17 protein-coding genes, 1 tRNA gene and 2 rRNA genes are annotated in these 25,751 nt (G+C 60.7%); 14 read left to right on the forward strand and 6 right to left on the reverse strand.

Annotated features, from left to right (window positions below):
• Positions 1-333 precede the first annotated feature (333 nt).
• The 3 genes from Mame_RS02810 (at position 334) to Mame_RS02820 (ending at position 3,330) form a co-directional block, all read left to right on the forward strand.
• A complete protein-coding gene (locus tag Mame_RS02810; RefSeq protein ID WP_018066241.1) occupies positions 334-1,218 on the forward strand; it encodes a 2-hydroxy-3-oxopropionate reductase in 885 nt (294 codons plus the stop codon).
• A gap of 126 nt (positions 1,219-1,344) precedes the next feature.
• Complete coding sequence (locus Mame_RS02815; protein WP_026173722.1) at positions 1,345-1,761, forward strand: GlcG/HbpS family heme-binding protein; 417 nt, start codon at positions 1,345-1,347, stop codon at positions 1,759-1,761.
• Between the two features lie 45 nt (positions 1,762-1,806).
• Complete coding sequence (locus tag Mame_RS02820) at positions 1,807-3,330, forward strand: aldehyde dehydrogenase (NADP(+)) (RefSeq protein WP_018066239.1); 1,524 nt, start codon at positions 1,807-1,809, stop codon at positions 3,328-3,330.
• 84 nt (positions 3,331-3,414) lie between these two features.
• Here the strand turns inward: Mame_RS02820 and Mame_RS02825 are convergent, their stop codons facing one another.
• Positions 3,415-5,733, reverse strand: a complete 2,319-nt coding sequence (locus tag Mame_RS02825; RefSeq protein WP_018066238.1) for an NADP-dependent malic enzyme — start codon at positions 5,731-5,733, stop codon at positions 3,415-3,417.
• A gap of 412 nt (positions 5,734-6,145) precedes the next feature.
• Here Mame_RS02825 and Mame_RS02830 point away from each other — a divergent pair, with 412 nt between their 5' ends.
• The 3 genes from Mame_RS02830 (at position 6,146) to Mame_RS02840 (ending at position 9,036) form a co-directional block, all read left to right on the forward strand.
• A complete protein-coding gene (locus tag Mame_RS02830; protein WP_018066237.1) occupies positions 6,146-7,159 on the forward strand; it encodes a D-2-hydroxyacid dehydrogenase in 1,014 nt (337 codons plus the stop codon).
• Positions 7,160-7,234: 75 nt separating this feature from the next.
• Positions 7,235-8,104, forward strand: a complete 870-nt coding sequence (locus Mame_RS02835) for an SMP-30/gluconolactonase/LRE family protein (protein ID WP_018066236.1) — start codon at positions 7,235-7,237, stop codon at positions 8,102-8,104.
• Between the two features lie 53 nt (positions 8,105-8,157).
• Complete coding sequence (locus tag Mame_RS02840; protein ID WP_018066235.1) at positions 8,158-9,036, forward strand: NAD-dependent epimerase/dehydratase family protein; 879 nt, start codon at positions 8,158-8,160, stop codon at positions 9,034-9,036.
• Between the two features lie 12 nt (positions 9,037-9,048).
• Here Mame_RS02840 and Mame_RS02845 read toward each other — a convergent pair whose 3' ends face one another.
• Entirely contained in the window at positions 9,049-10,755 is a 1,707-nt protein-coding gene (locus Mame_RS02845) for a DUF885 domain-containing protein (protein WP_018066234.1), read from the reverse strand.
• Between the two features lie 583 nt (positions 10,756-11,338).
• Between Mame_RS02845 and Mame_RS02850 the strand changes: the two genes are divergently transcribed.
• Both Mame_RS02850 and Mame_RS02855 read left to right on the forward strand, forming a co-directional pair.
• Positions 11,339-13,240 carry an ABC transporter substrate-binding protein gene (locus Mame_RS02850; protein WP_018066233.1) on the forward strand — a complete coding sequence of 634 codons (1,902 nt, stop codon included), beginning with the start codon at positions 11,339-11,341 and terminating at the stop codon, positions 13,238-13,240.
• Positions 13,241-13,356: 116 nt separating this feature from the next.
• Positions 13,357-14,535 carry a M24 family metallopeptidase gene (locus Mame_RS02855; protein WP_026173719.1) on the forward strand — a complete coding sequence of 393 codons (1,179 nt, stop codon included), beginning with the start codon at positions 13,357-13,359 and terminating at the stop codon, positions 14,533-14,535.
• Positions 14,536-14,683: 148 nt separating this feature from the next.
• Here Mame_RS02855 and Mame_RS02860 read toward each other — a convergent pair whose 3' ends face one another.
• On the reverse strand, positions 14,684-15,148 hold the full coding sequence (locus tag Mame_RS02860) for an Lrp/AsnC family transcriptional regulator (RefSeq protein WP_026173718.1): 465 nt from the start codon (positions 15,146-15,148) through the stop codon (positions 14,684-14,686).
• A 112-nt stretch (positions 15,149-15,260) separates the two neighbouring features.
• On the opposite strand from Mame_RS02860, the gene Mame_RS02865 reads away from it, so the two are divergent.
• The 6 genes from Mame_RS02865 to Mame_RS02890 all read left to right on the forward strand — a co-directional run bounded on the left by Mame_RS02865 (position 15,261) and on the right by Mame_RS02890 (position 21,860).
• Positions 15,261-16,718 carry an aminotransferase class V-fold PLP-dependent enzyme gene (locus Mame_RS02865; protein WP_018066230.1) on the forward strand — a complete coding sequence of 486 codons (1,458 nt, stop codon included), beginning with the start codon at positions 15,261-15,263 and terminating at the stop codon, positions 16,716-16,718.
• Positions 16,719-16,787: 69 nt separating this feature from the next.
• Entirely contained in the window at positions 16,788-18,242 is a 1,455-nt protein-coding gene (locus Mame_RS02870) for an NAD(P)-binding domain-containing protein (protein WP_018066229.1), read from the forward strand.
• A gap of 7 nt (positions 18,243-18,249) precedes the next feature.
• Positions 18,250-18,729 carry a hypothetical protein gene (locus Mame_RS02875; RefSeq protein ID WP_085986573.1) on the forward strand — a complete coding sequence of 160 codons (480 nt, stop codon included), beginning with the start codon at positions 18,250-18,252 and terminating at the stop codon, positions 18,727-18,729.
• Positions 18,726-19,307, forward strand: a complete 582-nt coding sequence (locus Mame_RS02880) for a peroxidase-related enzyme (protein WP_018066227.1) — start codon at positions 18,726-18,728, stop codon at positions 19,305-19,307. The genes Mame_RS02875 and Mame_RS02880 overlap by 4 nt, the downstream gene beginning before the upstream one ends.
• Positions 19,304-20,278 (forward strand): D-2-hydroxyacid dehydrogenase, encoded by a 975-nt coding sequence (locus Mame_RS02885; RefSeq protein WP_018066226.1) that lies wholly within the window; start codon positions 19,304-19,306, stop codon positions 20,276-20,278. The genes Mame_RS02880 and Mame_RS02885 overlap by 4 nt, the downstream gene beginning before the upstream one ends.
• A gap of 479 nt (positions 20,279-20,757) precedes the next feature.
• A protein-coding gene (locus Mame_RS02890; RefSeq protein ID WP_155122184.1) for an IS3 family transposase occupies positions 20,758-21,860 on the forward strand; the annotation gives its coding sequence in 2 pieces (ribosomal slippage) (positions 20,758-21,019 and positions 21,019-21,860; 1,104 coding nt in all).
• 199 nt (positions 21,861-22,059) lie between these two features.
• Here the strand turns inward: Mame_RS02890 and Mame_RS02895 are convergent.
• From Mame_RS02895 to Mame_RS02905, 3 genes are all read right to left on the reverse strand, one after another.
• Positions 22,060-22,136 (reverse strand) — tRNA-Met (locus tag Mame_RS02895).
• A gap of 216 nt (positions 22,137-22,352) precedes the next feature.
• Positions 22,353-22,468 (reverse strand): 5S ribosomal RNA (gene rrf, locus Mame_RS02900).
• Between the two features lie 359 nt (positions 22,469-22,827).
• Positions 22,828-25,626, reverse strand: a 23S ribosomal RNA gene (locus tag Mame_RS02905).
• Between the last annotated feature and the right edge of the window lie 125 nt (positions 25,627-25,751).

A 25,751-nucleotide genomic window follows, 5' to 3' on the forward strand; every position in this document is an offset into this window, starting at 1 on the left:
GCAGCGCATGATCGACCTCTAGTTTGATTTGACGTAAATTGTCAATAGTTGTAATGGGTATTGAACCTTATACGTTCGCTCCATCAATGAAAGGAAACGCGGCATGAGGCCTCTTCCCCATCCGGAACAGGTTTATCTCAAATTTCCTTTTTTCAGTACTTTAAGGCGTCTTTTCATATGATTCAGGGCGATTTCATATCGTGAGATATGGCAACAACATGGCACGGAAATGAGCCTATCACTACCGCGATGCGACCAGTGACATGAATTCAAAATTGACAAATTTTATAATGATGATCACCGTTTTCGCTGTGATGAACAAGGGAGAGTAGCATGCAGTTGGCATTCATTGGTCTCGGCACCATGGGACGCCCCATGGTCGAACACATTCTGGCGGCCGACATCCAGACGCGGTGCAGCCGCATCAAGCCCGTGTCCGAATACCTTCTCGAACGCGGCGCGGTCGCCGCATCGTCTCCGGCAGAAGCGGCGAGGGACGCCGATATCGTCATTTTAATGTTGCCCGACACCCCGGATGTCGAAGCGGTTCTGTTCGGCCCTGACGGCGTTGCCGAAACGCTGACGGAAGGCAGTCTCGTCATCGACATGAGCTCGATTTCGCCAGTTGCCACCAAAGAATTCGCGCGCCGTATCAAGGACATGGGCGCAGGCTATCTCGATGCCCCGGTCTCGGGCGGCGATGTCGGCGCGCGGGCGGCATCGCTCTCGATCATGGCCGGCGGCAGCGAGGCTGATTTCGAACGCGCTCTGCCGGTGCTGAAACTGATGGGCAAGAACATCACCCGGGTCGGCGATGTCGGCGCCGGACAGGTCTGCAAGGTTGCCAACCAGGTTATTGTCGGACTCACGATCGAAGCCGTCTCCGAGGCGTTCCTGCTGGCCGAGCGCGCGGGCGCGGACGTGGCGAAAGTGCGGGATGCGCTGATGGGCGGCTTTGCCCAGTCGCGCATTCTCGAGGTTCACGGCCAACGGATGATCGACGGCGCGTTCGAACCCGGATTTGCGATGCGCCTGCACCGCAAGGATCTCAACATCGCCCATGACGTCGCCCGTTCGCTCGATTTTTCGCTTCCCAATACGGCCTCGACAATCCAGCTCATGAATGCCGGCCTGTCGCAGGGCCTGGCCGACAAGGATCATTCGGCCCTCCTGTCGGTGCTCCGCAACATCTCCCCGGGTGGTAACGCCGCCTCCTGAGGTGGCCGCCCAAACCACTGGCTCACCATCCGCGCCGGACAAAAGCCGCCAAAGGCTTCGTCCGGCGCAGGCGCGACATATGCTATAGCCCTTACAACCGCAACAATGGATAACGAGGACCCCGAAATGCAGACAATCACGACACTGGACATCACGGATGCGCGCAAGCTGATTGAAGGCGCGCGCAACCATGCCGACAAGATCGGCGTGCCGATGTGCATCGCGGTCACCGACAATGCCGGCAATCTGATCGCCTTCGAGCGAATGGAAGGCGGCAAGGTGACGAGCACGACGATTGCCATCGACAAGGCGTATACGGCCGCCGCCGCCCGCAAGGCGACACATGAATATGGCGAGGCCAGCCAGCCCGGCAAACCGGCCTACGGGATAAACTCCGCCATTGGCGGCAGGCTGATGGTGGTGGCCGGCGGACTGCCGGTGACGGCGGACGGCATGGTGGTCGGCGCCATCGGCATCAGCTCCGGCACGCCAACCCAGGATCTGGAAGTAGCACGCGCGGCTCTCGCGCATTTTTCAGCCTGAAAAACGACCAGCCTCGCCAGCAAGCTTCAAAAAAGGGATCATTCAATGACGTCTGCACTGAGAGGAAAACACCTCATCGCCGGTGAATGGGTCGGCAGCGAAACACGGTTCTCGTCCGAACCTTCCACCGGCCCGGCCCGTGAATTTTCCGCCGGGACGCCCGAGCTGGTCGACCGCGCGGCAAAGGCTGCCGAGGAGGCCTTCTGGTCCTACGGTTACACAGGCCGGGCAAAACGCGCGGCATTCCTCCGCGCCATCGCCGACGAAATCGAGACCCGCGCCGACACCATAACCGAAATCGGAACGGAGGAAACCGGGTTGCCTGCGGCACGTCTCAACGGCGAACGGGGCCGCACCACCGGCCAGTTGCGCCTGTTCGCGGACCATATAGAAAAAGGCGACTACCTCGATCGACGCCACGACGAGGCCATGCCGGAGCGCAAACCGGCGCCGCGCCCAGACCTGCAGATGGTGCAGCGACCCATCGGTCCGGTCGCCGTGTTCGGCGCTTCCAACTTTCCCCTCGCATTCTCCACAGCCGGCGGCGACACCGCCGCCGCCCTTGCCGCCGGCTGCCCGGTCGTGGTCAAGGGCCACTCCGCCCATCCCGGCACCAGCGAGATCGTCGCCGACGCCATCGATGCGGCACGCCGCCGGTGCGATCTCGCGCCGGGCGTGTTCTCGCTCATCCAGGGCGGCAACCGGGATGTGGGAACGGCGCTGGTCCAGCACCCCTGCATTCAGGCCGTAGGCTTCACCGGATCGCTCAGGGGCGGTCGCGCGCTGTTCGATCTGTGCGCCTCACGGCCGGAGCCGATCCCGTTTTTCGGCGAGCTTGGCTCGGTCAACCCGATGTTTCTGCTGCCGGCGGCCGTAGCGGCACGCGGGTCCGATATAGGCAAGGGCTGGGCGGCATCGCTCGCCATGGGCGCCGGACAATTCTGCACCAATCCGGGCATCGCCTTCGTGATCGACGGCAAGGGGGCCGATGATTTCATCGCGGCCGCCGGAGAAGCGCTGGCGCAAACGCCGCCGCAGACGATGCTGACCGACGGCATTGCCTCGGCCTATCGCGAAGGGCGCGAGCGCGTGAGGAAAGGCAGCGGCGTACGCGAACTCCTCGAGACATCCTGTTCCGGGCGCAGCGCGACGCCCTATCTTTACGAAACCGACGCGGAGAGCTGGTTCGAAAACCATGCGCTTGCCGAAGAGGTCTTCGGACCCCTCGGACTTGTCGTCCGCCTGCAATCGGAAGATCAGATGCGGCGGATCGCGACGTCGCTCAAGGGACAGCTGACCTGCACCATCCACATGGACGGAGCGGATTCCGGGCTCGCACGCTCCCTGATGCCCGTTCTGGAGCGCAAGGCCGGGCGGGTGCTTGCCAACGGCTTTCCGACCGGCGTGGAGGTGGTCGATTCCATGGTGCATGGCGGCCCTTATCCGGCCTCCACCAATTTCGGCCACACATCGGTCGGCACGCTGTCGATCCGGCGCTTCCTGAGGCCGGTCTGCTATCAGGATGTCCCCGAAGATTTGTTGCCGGCCGATCTGGCCGGCCGGGACTGACATCGCCCGGAGATGACGTTTGGCCGCCGCCGCCCTTTCCGGGGGGCGGCGGCCATATGCGTGTCTCTCGGTTGCCTCGGCGGATTAGGTCTCGTCGTCAGTCTGCACCGTCGCACTATAGGCCGCCATGGCCGCCATGTTGACGATGTCGGCATCGCGCGCGCCGAGCGAGACGATCTGCACCGGCTTGTCGAGCCCCACCAGAAGCGGACCGATGACCGTCGAGCCGCCCAGTTCCTGCAGCATCTTGGTTGCGATCGAGGCGGAGTGGAAGGCCGGCATGACGAGCACATTGGCCGGACCCGAAAGCCGGCAGAACGGATATTGCCGCATGCGTTCGGCGTTTAGCGCCACATCGGCCGCCATCTCGCCGTCATACTCGAAATCGACGCCGCGCTCGTCGAGAATACGCACAGCATCGCGCACCTGGCTCGCGCGCTCGCCGCGCGGGTGGCCGAAGGTTGAGTAGGCAAGCATGGCGATGCGCGGCTCGTAACCCATATGGCGGGCCATGGAGGCGGCCTCCTCGGCGATATCTGCAAGCTCGGCGGCGTTCGGGGTGTCGTGAACGGCCGTATCGGCCACCAGCACGGTGCGGCCATGGCAAAGCGCCAGCGAAAGGCCGATCACGCGGTGCCCGGGACGGGCGTCGATCACGCGCCGCACATCGGAGAGCGCGGTGGAATAGTTGCGCGTCACCCCGGTCACCATGCCGTCGGCATCGCCGAGCGCCACCATGGTGGCGGCGAAGTGGTTGCGGTCATTGTTGATAAGCCGCTGGCAATCGCGGAACAGAAAGCCGTCGCGCTGCAGCCTCTTGTAGAGATGCGCGGTATAATCGGCGTTGCGGTGGGAAAGCGAGGCGTTGATCAACTCGATGCCGGGGCGCTCGATATCGGCGCCGGCCTGTTGGGCAGCCTTGCGCACCAGATCCTCGCGACCAAGCAGGATGGCGGTGCCAAGCTTCTGGTTCACGAAGGAGATCGCGGCGCGGATCATCTGCTCCTCTTCACCCTCGGTAAAGACAATGCGCTTCGGCTGGCGGCGAACCCGCTCATAGACGCGCTGCATGGTCGAGGCGATCGGATCGCGCCGGGCCGACAGCACGCGCTCATAGTCCTCGAAATCGGTGATTTCGCGCCGCGCAACGCCCGATTCCATCGCCGCCCGCGCGACGGCCACCGGGATGGCGGAGATCAGGCGCGGATCGAAGGGAACCGGGATGATGTAACCGGGCCCGAATTTCGGCCGGTTGCCGGCATAGGCTGCGGCGACATCGTCAGGCACATCCTCACGCGCGAGTGCGGCAAGCGCCCGTGCGGCGGCCACCTTCATCGCCTCGTTGATTTCGGTTGCGCGCACATCGAGCGCGCCCCTGAAGATGTAAGGAAAGCCCAGAACATTGTTGACCTGGTTGGGATAATCCGACCGGCCCGTCGCCATGATCGCATCCGAGCGAATGGCGGCGACATCCTCCGGCGCAATTTCCGGATCGGGATTGGCCATTGCGAAAATGACCGGATTCGGCGCCATGGTGGCGACCATGTCCTGCGTCAGCGCGCCTTTGACGGAAAGGCCGAGGAAAACATCGGCACCGTCGACGGCGTCTGCCAGCGAGCGTCGGTCGGTACTGACGGCATGGGCCGATTTCCACTGGTTCATGCCGTCATTGCGCCCCTCATGGACAACGCCCTTGCTGTCGCAGAGGATGATGTTGTCATGAGGCGTTCCCATGGCCTTCAGCAGCTCGATACAGGCAATCGCGGCCGCCCCCGCGCCGTTGCACACGATCCTGGTCGACGCGAGGTCGCGGCCGGTCAGGTGCAGCGCGTTGATCAGTCCCGCCGCGGCGATGATGGCCGTGCCGTGCTGGTCGTCGTGGAAAACCGGAATGTCCATCGCCTCGCGCAGGCGCTGTTCGATGATGAAGCAATCCGGCGCCTTGATATCCTCAAGATTGATGCCGCCGAAGGAGGGGCCGAGCAACCTGACACAGTTGACGAAGACATCGATATCGGTGGTGTCGACCTCAAGATCGATGGAATCGATGTCGGCAAAACACTTGAACAGCGCCGCCTTGCCTTCCATCACCGGCTTGGAGGCAAGCGCGCCGAGATTGCCAAGACCCAGGATCGCGGTCCCGTTGGAAATGACGGCGACCATGTTGCCCCGCGTGGTGTAGTCGAAGGCGCGATCCGGATCTTCCGCGATTGCCCGGACCGGCACGGCCACGCCCGGCGAATAGGCAAGCGAAAGATCGCGCTGGGTCGCCATCGGCTTCGAGGGCGTGATTTCCAGCTTGCCCGGACGCCCGCGCGCATGAAAATCGAGCGCCTCCTGCTCGGCCGGGCGCGGCCGGGCGTGTTTTTCCTGACGATCATCGTCGCTGCTTTTCTGTCGCATGATGGGCCCCTCCGTCCTGGCTGCAAAAGAATGGCAGGCAGGGTTAGGCGCGGCCGGTCGGGATGTCAATAAACGTAAGGCGGCATAAGTCTTTCTACGCGCGGGAGCAGAGACCTGGCGGGGAACGGGGCCCACGGCCTGCCATCACCGCGGAGCGAAGCGCCCAGATGTCTAAATCTTCTCAGGTTTCAGACGGCTGGCCCTTCCCTGTCAGCCCCTGCCGCCGCGTTCCGGGCCACGCTTGCGAGGACTGCGCACGCCGCAATAATGGCGGAACCCGGAACCATGTAGAGGCATGTTGTTTAAATTGGTAAATAATTGTAGTTTGATTCTCAACCATGGCAGGCGTCCGATGCCTGTCGGGAGGAATAGCCTGCGCCATGCGTGCAGGCAAAGAGGAGACCGGCTCAAAGTGATCGACACACCACCCGAGGTCCGCATCGAAGAGGTGCTTTTCACGCTCGCGCTGCCGGAAGACGCGCGCCGCGAGGTCGAGGCGGTTCTGGCCCCGACAAGGATCATCTTTGCAACCCCCGATGACGATGCGACGATCAGAAAAGCACTCGAAACCGTCGATGTCGCCGTCGTGCAATCCGACATAGACGAGCGGTTTCTTGCCGGCCCGAAGCTGAAATGGGTCCATTGCGGCCATTCCGGGCTGACGAAATCCGCCATGCCGGGTGTGTTCGAAAAGGGGATCGTGGTCACCGGGTCGGCGGGCCGTTCGGCCGAAGCGCTTGCCCAGCATGCCTTCTACTTCGCGCTCGCGCTGACATTCGACGCCAGACGGCTGATCGAATGTCAGGCGGCGCATATCTGGCGGGGCATCCCCGGCTATGACGAAAGACTTGGTCTTGCCGGAAAGACGCTCGGCATTGTCGGGCTAGGCCATACCGGTGCGGCAATGGCGGCGCTCGGCAAGGCGTTCCAGATGAATGTCATCGCCTATACCCGCAGCGCGCGCGCCGACACGCCGCCGAATGTCGACAGGCTCATCTGCGCCGATGCCGGCGGCAGCCTCGACACGCTGATCGAGGACGCGGACGTGATCATGCTTGCCACGCAGCTCAATGACGAAACCCATCATCTGTTTTCCGCCCGCGAGTTCGCGCTGATGCGCCCTTCTGCGTTCATCATCAACATGGCGCGCGGACCGGTGATCGACGAGGAGGCGCTGACTGCGGCGTTGCGCTCCGGGGCGATCGCGGGCGCGGGGCTTGACGTGTTCGACCGGGAGCCCCTGCCCCCGGATGCGCCGATCTGGGATGCGCCCAACGTGCTGATCACCCCGCACATGACCCCTGCCCTGCCGGACAGGGCACGGCGGGTCATCGAAATCCTGCTGGAAAACATCCGGCGCTACCGGGCGGGCGAGCCGATGCTGAACCAGCTTACCAGCCGCGATGTCTATTCGAAACGTGTCTGAGCGGGCGGCTTTGCCGTAAATATGTTTTGGGCCCGGCGCCATGTTGGCGCTGCGCAAAAAAGTGTGAGACTGAAAATGACGACAATATCGGCGGATGTGTTCTCGATGACGCCGTGCCGGGTGGGCGAAAGCCCCGTCTGGGACGATGCCCGCAAACGCCTGCTCTGGGTCGATATTCCCAAAGGGCGCATTCATGCCAAGGGCGAGGATGGGGGCGCGGAGACATTCTGGGACTTGCCGGAGCCGGTCGGATCGTTCGGCCTGACGGATGACGACCGGCTGGTGGTTGCCATGGCCTCCGGCGTTTATCTCTTCGCGCCCGATACGGGAAAGCTCGACTGCCTTGTCGAACCCGAACCCGGAGAATATGCGCGCCCTGCCAAAAACCGCCTCAATGACGGCAAGGTTGGGCCGGATGGCGCATTCTGGGTGGGCAGTATGCACCGGGACAAGCCGACGGCGGCGCTCTGGCGCGTCACCGCGGAGGGAAGAGCCGAACGCAAGATCCGGGACCTCAGCACCTCCAACGGACTGGCGTTCTCCGCGGACGGAAGGATGCTGTTTCACTCCGACTCCAGGCAGCGCTGGATCGACCGCTGGCGGCTGGACCCGCAAACGGGCGCAATCAGCGAACGCACCCGCATCGCCGATCTTGAGGAAGAGGATGGCAGGCCGGACGGGGCGGCAACGGATCAGGAAGGCCGCTACTGGAGCGCCGGCGTTTCCGCCGGTCGTCTCAACTGCTTCAGCCCCGAGGGCGAACTTCTCAAGTCCATCCCGGTCCCACCTGATGCTCCGACAATGCCCTGTTTCGGCGGCAGCGACATGAAGACGCTCTTCTTCACCAGCCTGCGGCGGCCCGAAAGCCAAAACCCCAATTGCGGCCTGGTCTTCAGCCTTCGCGTCGATGTGCCCGGCGTTCCCGTTCATCGGTTCAGGACCTGAGATCGACGGCCGCAATTCTTCAAACAGCCGCCTGGACAATTCAAGGACATAGCATGCCCCATAGAGAAAGCGAGGCCGCCCGAGAGGCCGGTGCCGAGCCGGTGAAGCCTGTCAGCGCGCAGACCGTGGTGATAACAGGCGGCGCCGGAAAGATCGGCCGCGCCAGCCGCAAGCATCTTGCCGGAATGCTTAAAGCAATCCGCGTCGTCGATATCGTCGAGCCGGACGACCTTGCGGAAAACGAAAGCTGGCATCGGGTCGATATCTGCGATCCGGAAGCGGTTCGGCAGGCTCTGGACGGGGCCGATAGCGTCGTCCATCTCGCCGGCTATCCCAATGAGCGGTCGATCGACGAGATATTCCGCGTCAACGTGATGGGCACCCACAACATCTACGAAGCGGCGCGGCAGACCGGCGTCAATCGCATCGTCTTCGGTTCGTCCAACCACACCGTTGGCTTTTATCCACGCTCCGCCAGGATCTCCCCGCAGGACGCCATGCGACCAGACACCTTCTACGGCCTTGGCAAATGCTGGAGCGAGCTTCAGGCCGGCCTCTATTTCGAGCGCTATGGCATCCAGACCCTCAGCATCCGGATCGGCAACGCCACTGCCGGCATTTTCGACGAGCGCTCGCGGGTGACCTGGCTTGGATATCGCGATTTCGCGGAACTCGTCCGCATCGGTCTCGAACACCCCGATATCGATTGCACGACGGTGTTCGGAGTCTCGAAGAGCGATCAGACATGGTGGGACAATTCAAATGCGCAGGCCCTGGGCTATTGCCCGCAGCAGGATGCGGAGACAGACGCTGCACCGGGGCCAAGCCGACTGGCGGTAACCGCATTTCCGGAGATCAACGACTACTTCCAGGGCGGACGTTACTGCGTGATCGACCATGACGGCCAGGTTCGCCGACGTCGCTGGCCCTGAACCACAACGCCGTCAGCGCGTGGCGGCCGGCTGGCGCTGAGCGCTCAGCTTCTCGGCGATCATCGCGTCGATGCTGTCTTCAACCAGCGACATCGGCACAGGCCCGAGCCCCATGATGCGGTCGTGAAATGCGCGGATGTCGAAATCCGACTTGAGCGCGTTTTCGGCTCTGGCACGCGCCCGCTCGATCGCCATCATGCAAAGATAATAGCCGAGCGCCTGACCCGGCCAGCTGATATAGCGGCGCAATTCCGCCTCCATGGCGCGCGGGTGCAGGCCGGTATTGTCGATCAGATAATCCAGCGCCCGCTCGTAGGACCAGCCCTTCGCATGGATGCCGACATCGACGACCATGCGCACGGCGCGCAGCGCCAGAGAACTCCACATGCCGAAAAGCTCATAGGGCGTCTCATAGACGCCCATCTCGATGCCGAGCGTCTTTTCGCAGTAGAGCGCCCAGGCATTGCCATAGGCAATGCTGTAGGTCTTGGCGCGAAAGTCCGGCCGGTCGGGATTTTCCGCCGCCAGCGCGGTCTGGAAGCAATGTCCGGGAACGGCCTCGTGAAGGGTGAGATCGGGCAGAAGATAGAGCGGCCGTGACGGCAAGTCGTAGGTGTTGAGCAGAAACAGGCCGGGCGCGCCCGTGCCGGCCGGAAAATTCGGCGCGATATCATCCGGAACCGGCTCGATCGCGTAACGGCCCCGGGGAAGGACCCCGAAAAACAGGTGCAGCTTGCCCTCGATCCGCCGCGCGATCCAGGACGCCCGCATCAGCAATTCCTCAGGCGTTCGGGCGTAGAATTCCGGCGCGGTTTCCAGATGCTTGACGAAGGCGGCAATATCGCCGGAAAAGCCCGTTTCGCGCATCGCCTCGGTCATCTTCGACTGGCACAGCTCGACTTCCGCCAGACCAGCCTCGAAGACGGCCTCCGGCGTCGTCTCGAGCGTCGTGAACTCGCGCAGCCTGCTCTCGTAATAGGCGCGCCCGCCGGGAAGATCGCATGCGGCGATCACGTCCGTCGCCGCCGGCAGATAGGTCGACCTCATGAAGGCAAGAAGCGCTTCATGGGCCGGCAGAACGGCCTCGCGAATGGTATCGAGCGCGGCCTCACGCAGCGCTTCCCGGGTCGCGGCCGGCATCTGCGGCGGCAGCGCCTTGAAGGGCTTGTAGTAATCGGTTTCGGCGGGCGACTGGCGCACGAAGGATTCCAGCGATTTCAGGCATTGCGGCACGATCCGCGCCGGCTGGGAGAAGCCGCGCGCGAGACCGTCTTTCATGACCTCCATCATTTCCTCGAAATAACGCGGCACATCGGCCATCATCGCAAGCGCCGTGCGGTATTTGTCCTCGCTGTCGAAACGCTCCTCCCGAATGACCGCCGCGACATCGCCCCAGAAGGTGGTGAAGGCGTTGAACGGACGCTCATATTCGCGGAAATGCTGCTGCGCCACGAATGTCTCGACCTGCTGTCGGAGAACGAACCGGTCTTCCCGTGCCACCTCGGAAAGCTGCGCCTCATCCAGCGCGTCCAGCTCTTCAAGAATACCCTGCCAGAAGGCCAGCTTCTCGCGCTGGACCTCGGCGCAGACGCGGGGCAATTCCGGCCGCAGCGGCACATAGGCGCCGAGTTCGCGTACGAAATGACGCCGTCGGAACTGCCATTCCCTGCGGGCGATCTCCGACAGGAGACGATCGTGAGCCGGGATGACTTTTCCCATGGAAGCTGTTCCTTCAGTTGAGATGATGACAACGGGAGCTGGCTGTCGCGCGCAACCGGTGTTCCGGCGCACGGATGATAAGCTCTGTATTACAGAAAATAACAACAATAAACACCGCGACTCTTGACACGGCGTTCGTCGCGGCAACTTATCCGGCGTTTGGCTGGATGGCAGCTCGCCGGTAGACGCTTCCATCAGCAAGCAGCCGACCCTCCAGAACGTACGCTAAATCAGCCATTTCTCAAGGGGATCGTCGATTTTCGCCGAATTCAAAAAAAATCGCCGTAGAGGCGGCCATGTGGTCAGGCGATAGAAAATCAACGCTGCCGAGGTAAAAATAAGTGAAGACTTCTGAGTAACAATTAATTACAATTTCATGGTCAATGCTTTAGATGTGCTCCCTGCGGCCGCGGTACAGATCTGTCCGCGCGAGGCGGACGAAGACGAGTCCCATCTGCGGAAACCGGAGCGGGCCGGCAGTCGCGGGCGGAGCTGGCGCAGCGACTGGAAAGAATGACAAGAAAGGGAAATCATGGGGACGTTATCAAGATCATATCTGCCTGCTCTTCGGCGCGGCAGGCTGTTGCATATCGCTCTGGCGACAACGGCGCTTTCATTCCCGGCCGGCGCCCTCCAGGCGCAGATGAGCTATTCGCAGGCGCCGGAACTGGCCGAACGCGTGGAAGCAGGCGAACTGCCGCCCGTGGAAGAACGGGTCGGAGAAGACCCTCTCGTCATCGAACCGATTGACAGCATAGGAACCTATGGCGGCGAATTGCGTTTCGGCCTTCGCGGCAGTTCCGACCAGAATCACATCCTGCGCATGGTCGGCCATCAGGGACTGGTGCGCTGGGACCCGACCTACACCGAGATCATCCCGAATCTGGCCAGCAGCTACGAGGTCAGCAATGGCGGCCGGGATTTCACCTTTGACCTGCGCCGCGGCGTGCGCTGGTCGGATGGCGAGCCCTTCACCGTCGAAGACGTCGCGTTCAATGTCGAGGATCTGATGCTGAACGAGGCGTTCGCGCCGGTCCAGACCCGCTACACGCTCAACGGAGACCCCGTGGCATTCGAGGTGGTGGACGAGGATACGGTTCGCTTCAGCTTCGATGAGCCGAACGGCGACTTTCTGGCCGTACTCGCTGCGCCAACCGGACAGCATCCCGTGCTCTATTCAAAGCATTACTGCTCGCAGTTTCACCCGGACTACAATGAAAATGTCGATCAGCTCATAGAGGAAGCCGGCGCGCCCGACTGGCAGACACTCTTCCTGCAGAACTGCGGTGACACCGAAGTCGCGACCCGCTGGGCCAACCCGGACCGTCCCACACTTGATACCTGGGTCATCAAGGAGCCCTATACGGGCGGCGCGACGCGCGTGGTTCTGGAGCGGAACCCGTATTTCTGGCAGGTCGATACCGAGGGTAACCAGCTTCCCTATATCGACAGGCTCACCGCCTCGGTCTCGCAGGATGTCGAAAGCCTGATTCTCGCGGCGATCGCCGGCAAGATCGACTTCGGGCTACGTCATCTCGACACCCCGGCGAACCGGCCGGTGCTGGCCCAGAACCGGGAACAGGGCGATTATCGGATGTTCGCCGCCATCGTCAGCGGTTTCAACCAGATGATGATCGACCTCAACCTGACCAGCAAGGATCCGGAACTGCGCGAAGTCTTCAACGAGAAGGATTTCCGGATCGCCCTTTCGCTCGGCATCAATCGTCAGCAGATCATCGATACGGTGCTGCTCGGCGAGGGCGATCCCTGGCAGCAGGGACCGTTCGAGCCGGAGAACCCCTATTACAACGAGAAACTCGCCACGCAGTACATCGAGTATGACCCGGAACGCGCCAATGCCCTGCTTGACGGGCTTGGCCTCGAGCGCGGCCCCGACGGTATCCGGCTACTGCCAAGCGGCAAGCCGCTGGCCTTCCAGATCGATGCCATCCCGACCTACCGCGCCGACTGGGTCGATATGCTCGAACTGGTTCGTCAGCAATGGGCCGAAATCGGCGTAGACATGTCCGTCAACCCGGTGGAGCGCACCTATTTCTATGAACGCACCTCCAACAGCAACGAACATGACGCTGCGGTCTGGGTCGGCGGCGCAGCCTGGATCCCCGGCAGCGATCCGCACCAGATCATTCCCGTCAATCACGATGCCCGCTGGGCAATCGGCTGGCGCGACTGGTATCTGAGCGATGGTGCGGAAGGCATGGAGCCGCCGGAAAGCGTGAAGGAGCGTTTCCGCCTTTATGACGAAGCGCGCGGCGCAACCGATCCCGAAGAGCGGCTGGCGATCGCCAGAGAGGCGGCGGATATCGCGGCCGAGGAATTCGAGGTCTTCGGCATCGCCAAGGCCATGCCGACCTACGGCATCGTCAAGAACGACCTCGGAAACGTCCCCGAAGAGATGCTGAACTGGTGGGACCTTGCCACGCCGACGCAGGCAAACCCCCAGACCTGGTACTGGAAGGACTGAAAACGCTGAAGGCGGGCTTTGAACAGCCCGCCTTCCCATGACAGGCGTGCCGTCATCTCCATGATGGCGCGGCCAGTTCCGGCCCCTCCCCAACGCATAACGACACAGGATCTCCAATGCCGAAAGAAACGCCGGGACGCGTTCGGCGGTTGCGCGCAGCGATGGCCCGCGAGGGCTTCGATGCGATTGTCGCCTTCAAGCCGCAGAACAGTTTCTACATGAGCGGGTTCAACCCGATCATCTACAGCCATCCGGTGGTGGCCATCCTCACGCCAGAGGGATCGGACGCCCTGCTCGTGCACGCCCTGCGCGACGATCATGCCCGCGAAGCCAGCTTTATCGCCGACATCCGGCTTTATGGCGCTTGGTCGACCAAGAAGACCATGGGGCCGAGCTGGCGCGCAGCGCTAAAGACCATCCTTGCCGAACGCGGCATCGAAAAGGGCCGGATCGGCCTCGATCTCGACTTCATCTCCGTTGCCCGCTTCCGCGAGATCGAGGCGGAGCTTGCAGGCGCGGAGTTTGCCGATGCATCCGATGCCATCATGCAATGCCGCTCGGTGAAGGACGAAGACGAGATCGAAAACGCCCGCGCCGCCGGCGAAATCGCCGATATCGGCATGGACGCGGCCATTCTGGCGCTCAGAAAGGGCGGAAACGAGCGCGAAATCTCACTCGCCTCCATGGCCGCGATGAGCCACTGCTGGGCGGACCGATACCCGGACAAGGAGGTCGCCGATTTCGGCAATCTCGAACACGGCATCCAGAACGGCATGTTCGCCTGGGTGCTTTCGGGAGACCGCATGTTTTTAAACTGCGACAACCCGACCACCAAGACGCCGCAAAAGGGCGAGACCGCGGCGATCCTGCTATGGAGCGTGCTCGACGGCATCCATACGGAGAACGAACGGACCGTGATGATCGGCGACGTCTCGCAGGAGAAGCGCCGGGCGCTGGAAGCCATCCTCGAAATCCGTTCGGAAGTCTTCGACATGATCCGGCCGGGCACACTCTATTCCGACCTTTTCAACGCCGCCAAGACCGGCCTCGAAACGCGCGGCTATGGCAGCTATATTCCAGGTCGTATCGGCCATTCCATGGGGCTTGGCGCGCATGAATGGCCGTCCATCGACGCGGCGACCAACATACCGCTTGCCCCCGGCATGATACTGGCCATCGAGCCGAATATCCGAATTCCCGGCGAAGTCGCCACCCAGATCTCCGACACGGTGCTGGTCACGGATGAGGGATGCGAGTTCCTGACGAAGTCCGAAGGCGGTCTTCTGCAAGCCTGACGATGCGCGTCAAGTGCGGAAACCTAGGCAATATGTGTCAACTGGATGGCTTCGGTTTGACGAGCGACGCATGACATCCCGGTCTGCCGGCTTCGGCGGATTGGGAGTGTTGTAGGTGGCGATGAAATATGAATGGGGCTGGCGAAGCCTAGCCGATGGGAAGCGGGCGCTGCTCCTCGATCGCCTCCATCGCGAAATAGGAGGTGACGGTATCGAGCTCGATATCCTTGATCAGCCGCTTGTAGACCTCATCATAACCGGACATGTCGCGGACGACGATTTTCAGCAGGTAGTCGTAATCTCCGCCGATGCGGAAAAAATCTATGACTTCCGGGATGTTGGAGACATGACGGCGGAACTTGTCCAGCCATTCGGAGGAATGATGGCGCGTTTTGACCATGGAGAAGACGACCAGGCCGAAGCCCAGCTTGGAGCGGTCGATGACCACGGTGTGGTTGCGGATGATTCCGGATTCCTCAAGCGCCTTGAGCCGGCGCCAGCAGGCATTCTGCGACAATCCCACCCTGTCGGCGACGGCGCGCTGCGACTGCGAGGAATCATGCTGAAGTTCGCGCAGGATCCGGAGATCCAGTCTGTCCCATTTTTCGCTCATATTGATATCGTATGACACAATCTTTACAAATATCAACAAAAAATGCGTAATATTTTTGCGCGTAAATTCGTTAGTTTATTGATTAGACCATTTCTGAGACGGGAGAAAAAGCATGTCTCCAATCGAGACATTCATACAGTCACTGGGAGGCGCCGACGCCCGCGCGCGCATTCAGGCCTCCCTGATCGGCGACAACGCGGCAATTGACGGCCCCTTCGGCAGAAAGACGCTGATCTATGCGGATTACGTCGCCTCCGGGCGCGCGCTCGCCCTTGTCGAGGATTTTATTCGCGATCAGGTGCTGCCCTATTATGCGAACACCCACACCCAGGCATCGTTCTGCGGCTCCTACATGACCCGGCTGCGCGAGGCGGCGCGAGGCGAGATCGCGCGCATTGTCGGCGCGGATGATGAGACTAGCGTGATCTTTTCCGGCTCTGGCTCGACCGCCGGGATCAACCGTCTGGCAAAGCTTCTGGACATTGCCGAAAGCGTTGCCGCCGGCAAGCGCGCGGTCGTCCTGATCGGGCCTTACGAGCATCATTCCAACATCCTGCCCTGGCGGGAAAGCGGCGCCGAAATCATCGAGATCGCCGAAGGCCCCGACGGCGGCCCCGATCTCGGGCAGCTTGAAGCCGCACTTTCGGCTTCGCAACCGGCGGATATCCTGGTCGGCGCCTTCTGTGCCGCCTCGAACGTGACCGGCATTCTGACCGATGTGGACACCGTTACCCGTCTGCTGCGCCGCCATGGCGCGATATCGATCTGGGATTACGGCGCGGCCGCGCCTTATGTGGCGATGGACATGAAGCCCGGCACGGATGCGGAGAAAGACGCGATCGTTTTCTCGCCGCACAAATTTCCCGGCGGACCGGGCGCATCCGGCGTCCTCATCATGAAGAACGCGATTGCCCGGCGCGCGACGCCCAGCATTCCCGGCGGCGGAACGGTTTCCTTCGTATCGCCGTGGGGGCATGTCTATTCCGGTCGGCTTTCGACGCGGGAGGAAGGCGGCACGCCCAACGTCATCGGCGATATCCGCACGGCGCTCGCCATGCTGGTCAAGGAGGCGCTCGGCCAGGATTGGCTGGACCAGCGCCATCAGGAACTGCGGAAAATGGCGCTCGATGTCTGGACGCATAACGAGCGGCTCGAACTTCTGGGCATCGCAAGCGCGCCCTCGCTGCCGATCTTTTCGTTCCGTATCCGCGATGGTGAAGGCGGCTATGTCCATCATCAGCTGTTCACGCGGCTGCTCAGCGATGTCTACGGCATTCAGGCGCGCGGCGGCTGCGCCTGTGCCGGCCCTTATGCCCACCGGTTGCTCGACATCGATGAAGCGAAATCATCGGCGATCATGGAGGCAATCGCTCTTGGCGACGAACTCGAAAAGCCCGGCTGGGTTCGCCTCAACCTTTCCGCGCTGCTCGACGATGCCAAGGCCGAGGCCATCGTCAGGGCGGTGGATGAACTGGCCGGAACGGCGACGGAACTGGCCCGAACCTACCACGGCAACGCCGAGACCGCCCAGTTCAAATATCGGGAGCCGGCCGCGGCGGCGTTTCCATAAACTGCTGCTCCGGCGAGAGGGCCGGCACGCAACCAGCAATATTCAACACTTCGTTCAGGAACTCACCACATGTCAAATGATCACTCTCCCGCAGATGGCAGCGGACTGGAAGCGCTGGAAGCCCGCGTGAAAGAAGATCTCCGCTTCCTGTGCTATCCGGGCAAGACCTGGATCCCGCAGCGCCCCGGCGTCACCGATGTGGTGATCGTCGGCGGCGGCATGTGCGGCATGCTGGCCTGGTTCGCGCTTCGGGGCGCCGGGATCACCAATGTCCGCGTCGTGGATCGAAGCCCGGAGGGACTTGAGGGCCCCTGGCTGAACTATGCGCGCATGGAAACGCTCCGCTCTCCCAAGGAACTGCCGGGCCCCGCCTTCGGTCACGGCCCCCTCACCTTCCAGGCATGGTATCGCGCGCAGTTCGGCGCGGAGAAATGGGAACGGCTCGACAAGATCCCGCGGCCGATGTGGATGGACTATCTCCGCTGGTACCGGAAGGTGCTTGAGGTTCCGGTCGAGAACGGTATTTCGCTTGACCGCGTCGAGCCGGAAGGCGATCTGCTGAGACTGCATCTTTCGGGCAAGGAGAACGGCTCCATCCTGGTCCGCAAGCTGATCTTCGCCACCGGCCGCGACGGCACTGGCGAACCCAATATACCTGGCTTTGTTGCAGGCCTTTCGCGCCAGCGCTGGGCCCATAGCGCCGACGAGATCGACTTTGAAGCCCTCAAGGGCAAGAAGGTTGCGGTCATCGGGGCCGGCGCCTCGGCCGTGGACAATGCCGCCGAAGCGCTGGAACACGGCGCGGCCGAGGTGCGCCACTTCGTTCGCCGGGCGAAGATGCCGACGATCAACAAGATGACCGGCGTCGGCAGCCCCGGCTTTACCGCCGGCTTCGCGGCGCTGCCGGACGCCTGGCGCTGGCGCTTCCTGCAATACGCATTCTCCTGCCAGACCCCGCCGCCGCACGGCTCGACGCTCCGCGTCAGCCGCCACCCCAATGCGTTCTTCCATTTTGGCAAGGCGGTCGACACCATCGGGGAAAGCGATGACGGGCTGACGATCCGGTTCGCCGATCGTTCGTCCTATGACGCGGATTTCGTCATTCTCGGCACGGGCTTTACCGTTGATCCGCTGGCGCGCGCGGAGTTCGGAACCGATGCCGACAAGATCCTGCTGTGGAGGGATGTCTACCAGCCGCCGGCAGATGAACAATCCATCGACCTCGGGGCCTTCCCCTATCTCAACTCCGATTTCACCTTCCGCGAAAAGTCGGCGGGCAGCGCGCCCTGGATCGGCAATATCTACTGCTTCAATTACGGCGCAACAGCGAGCCTCGGCAAGGTCAGCGGCGATATTCCGGGCATATCCGATGGCGCGGCCTGGCTGACGAAGGCGCTTGCTGCCACCCTTTACGGGGAGGACGTCGACCATCACTGGCAGTGTATACAGGATTACTGCACCCCCGAGCTCGACGGCAGCGAATGGACGCCGAGCGAACTGGCGGCGGTGCATGAGGAAGGATGAGATGACGATGAAACAGAGTACGACGGCATTGTCGTTCATCGATGCGCCGGCCGGAACCGGGCTTGCCGATGCGATTGCCCGCCGCAGCAGCATTTTCGACATGACCCAGGCCGCAGAAGAAGCGGTGCTGCGTCCGGCCGAAAACGGCGCCTGGTCCTATGAACTGCGCGCAGCTCTGGCAGCGCGGATTGCCTTCCTCAATGGCGAAACCGCGCTGGGCGCGCACTACCGGGCGGATGCCGGTTCCCTGGCTTCGCTTGCCGATCTCGCCAATGACGGCGCCGCCACGGACTACGCTGCCGTGATCGCCTTCATGGACATGGCCGCCGCCCGGACGAAAAGCGCCGCGACGGAAGACATCGCGACGCTGAAGGATGCCGGCGTCGGCGATGCCGATATCGTTCGCCTGGCCGAGCTCAACGCCTTCATATCCTATCAGGTTCGCGTCATTGCCGGACTGCGGCTGTTGAAGGGGGACAACGCATGAGCGCTATCGTCAAGAAATTCACCCGCACCATTCCCGACTGGCAGCCGCGCGTGGTGCCTGTCGATATCGAGACGGCGACCGAGGCCCAGCGCGAAGCGCTGCAGATCACGCCGTCGAATGCCGGGATTTCCCCCTATGTGCTGACGCTGGCCCATGACGTTGAGACGCTGAAGGTCCGCTCGCCGCTTTTCAACGCCATCATGTATGGCAAGGATGGCCTCAGCCGGGCGGAGCGCGAGCTTGGCGCGATCAGCGCTTCCGTGGTGAACGGATGCATCTATTGCGCCGCTGTGCATGCCACGCGCCATGCCCAGCTGGAAAAGTCGACCGAGGTGACCGATCAGCTTCTCATGGCCGGCCCCGATGCTGAACTGTCGCCGCGCAACCGGGCGATCTTCGATTTCGCCGCCGCTCTCTCCGCCTGCCCCCCGAAGGCCGATGCGGCTCAGCTTGACGCCTTGCGCGCGGCGGGGCTTTCCGAGATCGAGATCGTCGATCTCGTGCTTTCGGCCGCCCTCTTCGGCTGGGCGAACCGCCTGATGCATGTTCTGGGCGATCCCGTGCGGCGGCAGGCATGAAAAAGCCCACCGGCACGCCCGAAATCGTCTTTCTGGAACAGGAAACCATGGGGCCGTCCGTGGACCTGTTCCGCCCTTCCCTGCCGCACCGCTGGACATCCTACGACAAAACCGCGCCGGAGGCGCTTGTCGACCGTTTGGCCGGCGCCGAAATCGCTGTCGTCAACAAGGCCCGGATCGGCGCGGACGCGCTGCAAAGCCTGCCGGACCTGAAATTCATCGCCGTTGCGGCAACCGGCTATGACAATATCGACATCCACGCCTGCCGGGCACGCGGCATCACCGTTTCGAATGTCCGCGACTATGCGATCGACACCGTGCCCGAACACGTCTTCGCGCTGATCCTCGCGCTGTCGAAGAACCTCACCGGCTACCGCCAGGGCGTGATTGCCGGAAAATGGCAGGAGTCCGGCCAGTTCTGCTATTTCTCGCACGATATCAGGGCGCTCAGGGACGCGAGACTGGCAATCTTCGGCGGCGGCGCAATCGGCAAGGCCGTCGGACGCATCGGCGCAAGCTTCGGCATGGATGTGGTGTTTGCCGGGCGCAAGGGCGAAACGGCAGAGCTGGAAAAGCCCTATATTCCCTTCGACGAGGCGATCGAGACGGCCGATGTGCTGAGCATGCACGCGCCACTTAACAGCAAGACGCACGACCTGATCGCAAAGCCGGAATTCGCGCGGATGAAGCGGCCGATCATCATCAATTGCGGGCGCGGTGGCCTGATCAACGAGGATGCGCTCGTTCATGCGCTCGAAAACGGTTTGGTCGCGGGCGCGGGGATCGACGTCCTGACGCGCGAGCCGCCAGGCGATGACAACCCGCTTCTCGCCGTCGCCGCAAGAGACGACGTCATCATCACCCCCCACATCGCCTGGGCCTCGAATGCGGCAAGACAGGAAGTCTGGCGTCAGGTCGTGGAGGCAATCGAGGCCTTCGCCGCCGGATCGCCCGTCCGCGTCCTCACATAAGGCCGCTGTCCCAGCCCAGCGTAAACACAGCCGTCACCTGCGTTCCGTAACTCCGAAGCGCTGAAAACCGCTGCCCCAACCAAACCGATAGTGGGGAGGTTTCGCGACGTCCATTCGACGATCAAGGCTTGCCTTTCGAAAACGCGCATCTTGAAATAAAAGCCGGAAGGAAGAACCGGCCGGAAACATCCCTGCCTGGTTCTCTCACCCCGGAACAAGGGGCAGGCAGCCATTGTGCGGATGATAAACCTACCCGATTTTCTCGATCCGCATTTCAATAAATTTCGTTCTTTCTGAACAGAGGGCTGACATTGAGCTGCGTTCACGCAAGAGGGAAACGCGCTCATGAGGCAACAGCAACCGACGGGCTTCATTGGCCTTGCGACGATGGGAACACCTGCTCTGCGCCCTGAAAACTGGATCGTTTGCTGTTGGAGTATTCCGCGGTATTTTCCTGGCTGGGAGAAGGAGTGGAAGAGATGAAGGCATCGAAGTTTTCGGACGTCCAGAAGGTGTTTATTCTGAAGCAGGGGGATGACGGTGTGCCTGTGGCGGAGATTTGCCGCAAGGCCGGGATCAGCCAGGCGACCTACTTCAACTGGAAGAAAAAATACGCAGGTCTTCTGCCTGACGAGATGCGCCGGCTGAAAGCTTTGGAAGATGAGAATGCGAAACTGAAGCGGATCGTGGCGGACCTGACGCTGGACCGCGAGATGCTTCAGGATGTCATCCGCCGAAAGCTCTGAGACCTGCCCGAACGCGCAAGCTTGTGGATGGGATGCTGGTGGACTGGGGGGTGTCGATCAGGCGAGCCTGCAAGGTTCTGACGTTCGACACCTCGACCTACCATTACAAATCCCGCCGCATCGGTCAGGCCGCTCTTGAAAGACGGATCAAGGAGATATGCGAGACACGCGTCCGGTTTGGCTATCGGCGTGTTCACGTACTCCTTCGACGAGAAGGCTGGATGGTCAATATCAAGAAGACCCGCAGGATTTACAAGGCGTTAGGGCTGCAGCTCAGGAACAAGCACCCGAAACGCCGGGTGAAGGTAAAGCTGCGCGAGGATCGCCAGGAGGCCGTAGGGCCGAACGATATCTGGGCGATGGACTTTGTTCATGATCAGCTCGCGGCAGGCAAGAAGCTGCGAATCCTGACCATTGTGGATATCCATTCCCGCTTCAGCCCGGCCACCGACCCGCGCTTTACCTATCGCGGTGAGGATGTGGTGCAAACGCTGGAACGGATTTGCAGGAAAGGCGGTTATCCGAAGACGATACGGGTCGACAATGGCAGCGAATTTATCTCCCGTGACCTCGATCTGTGGGCCTATGTGAACAAGGTCACGCTGGACTTCTCGCGGCCTGGCAAACCGACCGACAACGGCTTCATCGAAGCTTTCAACAGCAAGCTGCGTGCAGAATGTCTGAACGCAAACTGGTTCATGACCCTTGCGGATGCGCGCGAAAAGTTGGAGGATTGGCGTAAGCACTATAATGAGGATCGTCCTCATTCGGCGATCGGATACAACGTCCCGATCGCGTTGCACAATCCCGGTGGCGCTGCCAGCCCGCCATCGTGATCAGAGCCGGAAAAATCTAACAGCCGGCGGTCCAATAAATGGGCGCAGAGCATAAAAACCCAAGACTCTCCGGAAAAATGGAGGGAAGTCGGGGCTCAGGTCACCTCCTACATCTTGCGACGGGTGTTTCGGGGCAGAATAGCAAAAAAGGCCTCGCCGGTTGAGAGCGAAGCCTTTGATATGATTGATAAAACAGTGTTGGTTGCGGGGGCAGGATTTGAACCTGCGGCCTTCAGGTTATGAGCCTGACGAGCTACCGGGCTGCTCCACCCCGCGTTATTTCTGAGCTTCCGGGATTGAGGGTTGAGACGGATGGTCCTTGGCCTCGCCCGGAATTTTGTTTTGTCGGTCCTCGGAAGCTTTGCTTCCTGCGGGTCGACGGGGGCTGCTCCAGCCCGGGTTATTGATGTTTTAGAACGACGAAAGCCGCCTTTACGGCGGCTTGATATCGGCAGTCGCCGTTAAGAGAAGATATTTTGCTGCATTTGGCAGACCTGGCAGCGACCTACTCTCCCGTGTCTTAAGACAAAGTACCATTGGCGCTGGGGTATTTCACGGCCGTGTTCGGAATGGGAACGGGTGTTAAGGACCCCGCCATAACCACCAGGTCGGCCAAATGCAGCATGTTTTCGAGAAGCTGGACTTTTTTGATGTCCTCACGCTGACGCGGCTTGCGCCGCTTCGCTCCGGACGGGGCGGCGCATGAGCGCCGGCGGCCGGTCGGCCTTGCGAAGCCTTTGGCTTCGACCTTCCCCTGCGATGCAGGAGCAAGGATACAAGGTCGTGAGGTCTGTTGTTGTGTTGTCGCTTCAGTAACGCACATTGGCGAAGACTGTCGAGGGATTACCCTCAGCAGCTTGCCTGCGTCGCGCAGCGCGCCGTCCGCAGCGTAGTGGCCGAAGGCCACGACAGCGTGAGGACAAAAGATCGTGTTCATCGGCGAAGCCGATGAACATGAACAATGAGAACGATCAAGCCAATCGAGCGATTAGTACCGGTAAGCTTCACACATTACTGCGCTTCCACACCCGGCCTATCAACGTTGTCGTCTACAACGGCTCTGATAGGGAACACTCGTTTTCAGGTTGGTTTCCCGCTTAGATGCCTTCAGCGGTTATCCATTCCGTATATAGCTACCCTGCTATGCGGCTGGCGCCACAACAGGTCCACCAGAGATACGTCCATCCCGGTCCTCTCGTACTAGGGACAGATCCTGTCAATATTCCTACACCCACGGCAGATAGGGACCGAACTGTCTCACGACGTTCTGAACCCAGCTCACGTACCGCTTTAATTGGCGAACAGCCAAACCCTTGGGACCTGCTCCAGCCCCAGGATGCGATGAGCCGACATCGAGGTGCCAAACAACCCCGTCGATATGGACTCTTGGGGGTCATCAGCCTGTTATCCCCGGCGTACCTTTTATCCGTTGAGCGATGGCCCTTCCACGCGGGACCACCGGATCACTATGACCGACTTTCGTCTCTGCTCGACTTGTCAGTCTCGCAGTCAGGCGGGCTTATGCCATTGCACTCGACGACCGATTTCCGACCGGTCTGAGCCCACCATCGCGCGCCTCCGTTACTCTTTAGGAGGCGACCGCCCCAGTCAAACTACCCACCATACACTGTCCCGGATCCGGATAACGGATCGCGGTTAGACATCCACGAAGATAAGGGTGGTATTTCAAGGATGGCTCCACAAGAACTGGCGTCCCTGCTTCAAAGCCTACCACCTATCCTACACATGTCTTGGTAAATGCCAGTGTAAAGCTATAGTAAAGGTGCACGGGGTCTTTCCGTCTGACCGCAGGAACCCCGCATCTTCACGGGGAATTCAATTTCACTGAGTCTGCGTTGGAGACAGCGGGGAAGTCGTTACGCCATTCGTGCAGGTCGGAACTTACCCGACAAGGAATTTCGCTACCTTAGGACCGTTATAGTTACGGCCGCCGTTTACTGGGGCTTCAATTCAATGCTTGCACATCTCCTTTTAACCTTCCAGCACCGGGCAGGCGTCAGACCCTATACGTCGTCTTAAAGACTTCGCAGAGCCCTGTGTTTTTGATAAACAGTCGCTACCCCCTGGTCTGTGCCACCCTCATATACTTGCGTATAAAAGGGTCACGCTTCTTCCGAAGTTACGCGTGCAATTTGCCGAGTTCCTTCAACGCAGTTCTCTCAAGCGCCTTGGTATACTCTACCTGACCACCTGTGTCGGTTTCGGGTACGGTCTCATGGTGGAGCTATTTCCTGGAACCGCTTCACCGCAAGGACAATCCAATAAGTCCTCACGATTTACGCAATCCGTCACTACCACCTGGCCCACGAATATTAACGTGGTTCCCATCGACTACGCGTTTCCGCCTCGTCTTAGGGGCCGGCTAACCCTGCTCAGATTAACTTTAAGCAGGAACCCTTGGTCTTTCGGCGAGGGAGTCTCTCACTCCCTTTATCGTTACTCATGTCAACATTCGCACTTCCGATACCTCCAGAAGCCCTCACGGGTCTTCCTTCATCGGCCTACGGAACGCTCCGCTACCACGTGGATAAATCCACATCCTCAGCTTCGGTGCATGGCTTGAGCCCCGGTACATTTTCGGCGCAAAGACCCTTATTTAGACCAGTGAGCTGTTACGCTTTCTTTAAATGATGGCTGCTTCTAAGCCAACATCCTGGTTGTTTTGGGATCCTCACATCCTTTCCCACTTAGCCATGACTTGGGGACCTTAGCTGGAGGTCAGGGTTGTTGCCCTTTTCACGACGGACGTTAGCACCCGCCGTGTGTCTGCCGAGTAGTACTCCCCGGTATTCGCAGTTTGGTTAGGATCAGTAAGACGGTGAGTCCCCATAGCCCATCCAGTGCTCTACCCCCGAGGGTATTCGCTCGACGCTCTACCTAAATAGATTTCGCGGAGAACCAGCTATCTCCGAGTTTGATTGGCCTTTCACCCCTAGCCACAAGTCATCCCAATCTATTGCAACAGATGCGGGTTCGGTCCTCCAGTTGGTGTTACCCAACCTTCAACCTGCTCATGGCTAGATCACTCGGTTTCGGGTCTAATGCATCTAACTAAATCGCCCTATTAAGACTCGCTTTCGCTGCGCCTACACCTATCGGCTTAAGCTTGCTAGATACACTAAGTCGTTGACCCATTATACAAAAGGTACGCCGTCACCCTTGCGGGCTCCGACTGTTTGTAGGCATCCGGTTTCAGGTTCTCTTTCACTCCCCTTGTCGGGGTGCTTTTCACCTTTCCCTCACGGTACTGGTTCGCTATCGGTTATGCACGAGTACTTAGGCTTGGAGCGTGGTCGCCCCATGTTCGAACAGGATTTCACGTGTCCCGCCCTACTCAAGGACAATGAGTGTTCTACGCATACGGGGCTATCACCCATAGTGCCAGGCTTCCCAACCTGTTCTGCTTTATTCCTCATTGCCACTGGCCTGATCCGCGTTCGCTCGCCACTACTTGCGGAGTCTCGATTGATGTCCTTTCCTACGGGTACTTAGATGTTTCAGTTCCCCGCGTTCGCTTCTTAACCCTATGTATTCAGATTAAGATACCTTATAGCGATATCTAGAAAGATAAGATGTTCAACGAAGAACACCTTAAATTTTCTAGATATCTAAGGTGGGTTTCCCCATTCGGATATCCATGGATCAAAGCTTATTCGCAGCTCCCCACGGCTTTTCGCAGCGTATCACGTCCTTCATCGCCTGTGCATACCAAGGCATCCACCAAATGCCCTTAAGACACTTGATCGTTCTCATTGCTGATGTTCATCTTTTATGTCCGGCCTTTTGTACAACCCGGACGATGCCATCAACACGATCTGACCACCGACCCAACAAAGTCAGCAGCCTTATTTATTTCAGACTTGACGTCTT

Source organism: Martelella mediterranea DSM 17316 (assembly GCF_002043005.1).
GTDB lineage: Bacteria > Pseudomonadota > Alphaproteobacteria > Rhizobiales > Rhizobiaceae > Martelella > Martelella mediterranea.

Coding starts and splice junctions, on each gene's coding strand:
- Mame_RS02875 (WP_085986573.1), top strand. CDS start 18,250: ATGAAACAGAGTACGACGGCATTGTCGTTCATCGATGCGCCGGCCGGA.
- Mame_RS02855 (WP_026173719.1), top strand. CDS start 13,357: ATGCCGAAAGAAACGCCGGGACGCGTTCGGCGGTTGCGCGCAGCGATG.
- Mame_RS02880 (WP_018066227.1), top strand. CDS start 18,726: ATGAGCGCTATCGTCAAGAAATTCACCCGCACCATTCCCGACTGGCAG.
- Mame_RS02810 (WP_018066241.1), top strand. CDS start 334: ATGCAGTTGGCATTCATTGGTCTCGGCACCATGGGACGCCCCATGGTC.
- Mame_RS02835 (WP_018066236.1), top strand. CDS start 7,235: ATGACGACAATATCGGCGGATGTGTTCTCGATGACGCCGTGCCGGGTG.
- Mame_RS02840 (WP_018066235.1), top strand. CDS start 8,158: ATGCCCCATAGAGAAAGCGAGGCCGCCCGAGAGGCCGGTGCCGAGCCG.
- Mame_RS02865 (WP_018066230.1), top strand. CDS start 15,261: ATGTCTCCAATCGAGACATTCATACAGTCACTGGGAGGCGCCGACGCC.
- Mame_RS02885 (WP_018066226.1), top strand. CDS start 19,304: ATGAAAAAGCCCACCGGCACGCCCGAAATCGTCTTTCTGGAACAGGAA.
- Mame_RS02860 (WP_026173718.1), bottom strand. CDS start 15,148: ATGAGCGAAAAATGGGACAGACTGGATCTCCGGATCCTGCGCGAACTT.
- Mame_RS02870 (WP_018066229.1), top strand. CDS start 16,788: ATGTCAAATGATCACTCTCCCGCAGATGGCAGCGGACTGGAAGCGCTG.
- Mame_RS02825 (WP_018066238.1), bottom strand. CDS start 5,733: ATGCGACAGAAAAGCAGCGACGATGATCGTCAGGAAAAACACGCCCGG.
- Mame_RS02815 (WP_026173722.1), top strand. CDS start 1,345: ATGCAGACAATCACGACACTGGACATCACGGATGCGCGCAAGCTGATT.
- Mame_RS02820 (WP_018066239.1), top strand. CDS start 1,807: ATGACGTCTGCACTGAGAGGAAAACACCTCATCGCCGGTGAATGGGTC.
- Mame_RS02845 (WP_018066234.1), bottom strand. CDS start 10,755: ATGGGAAAAGTCATCCCGGCTCACGATCGTCTCCTGTCGGAGATCGCC.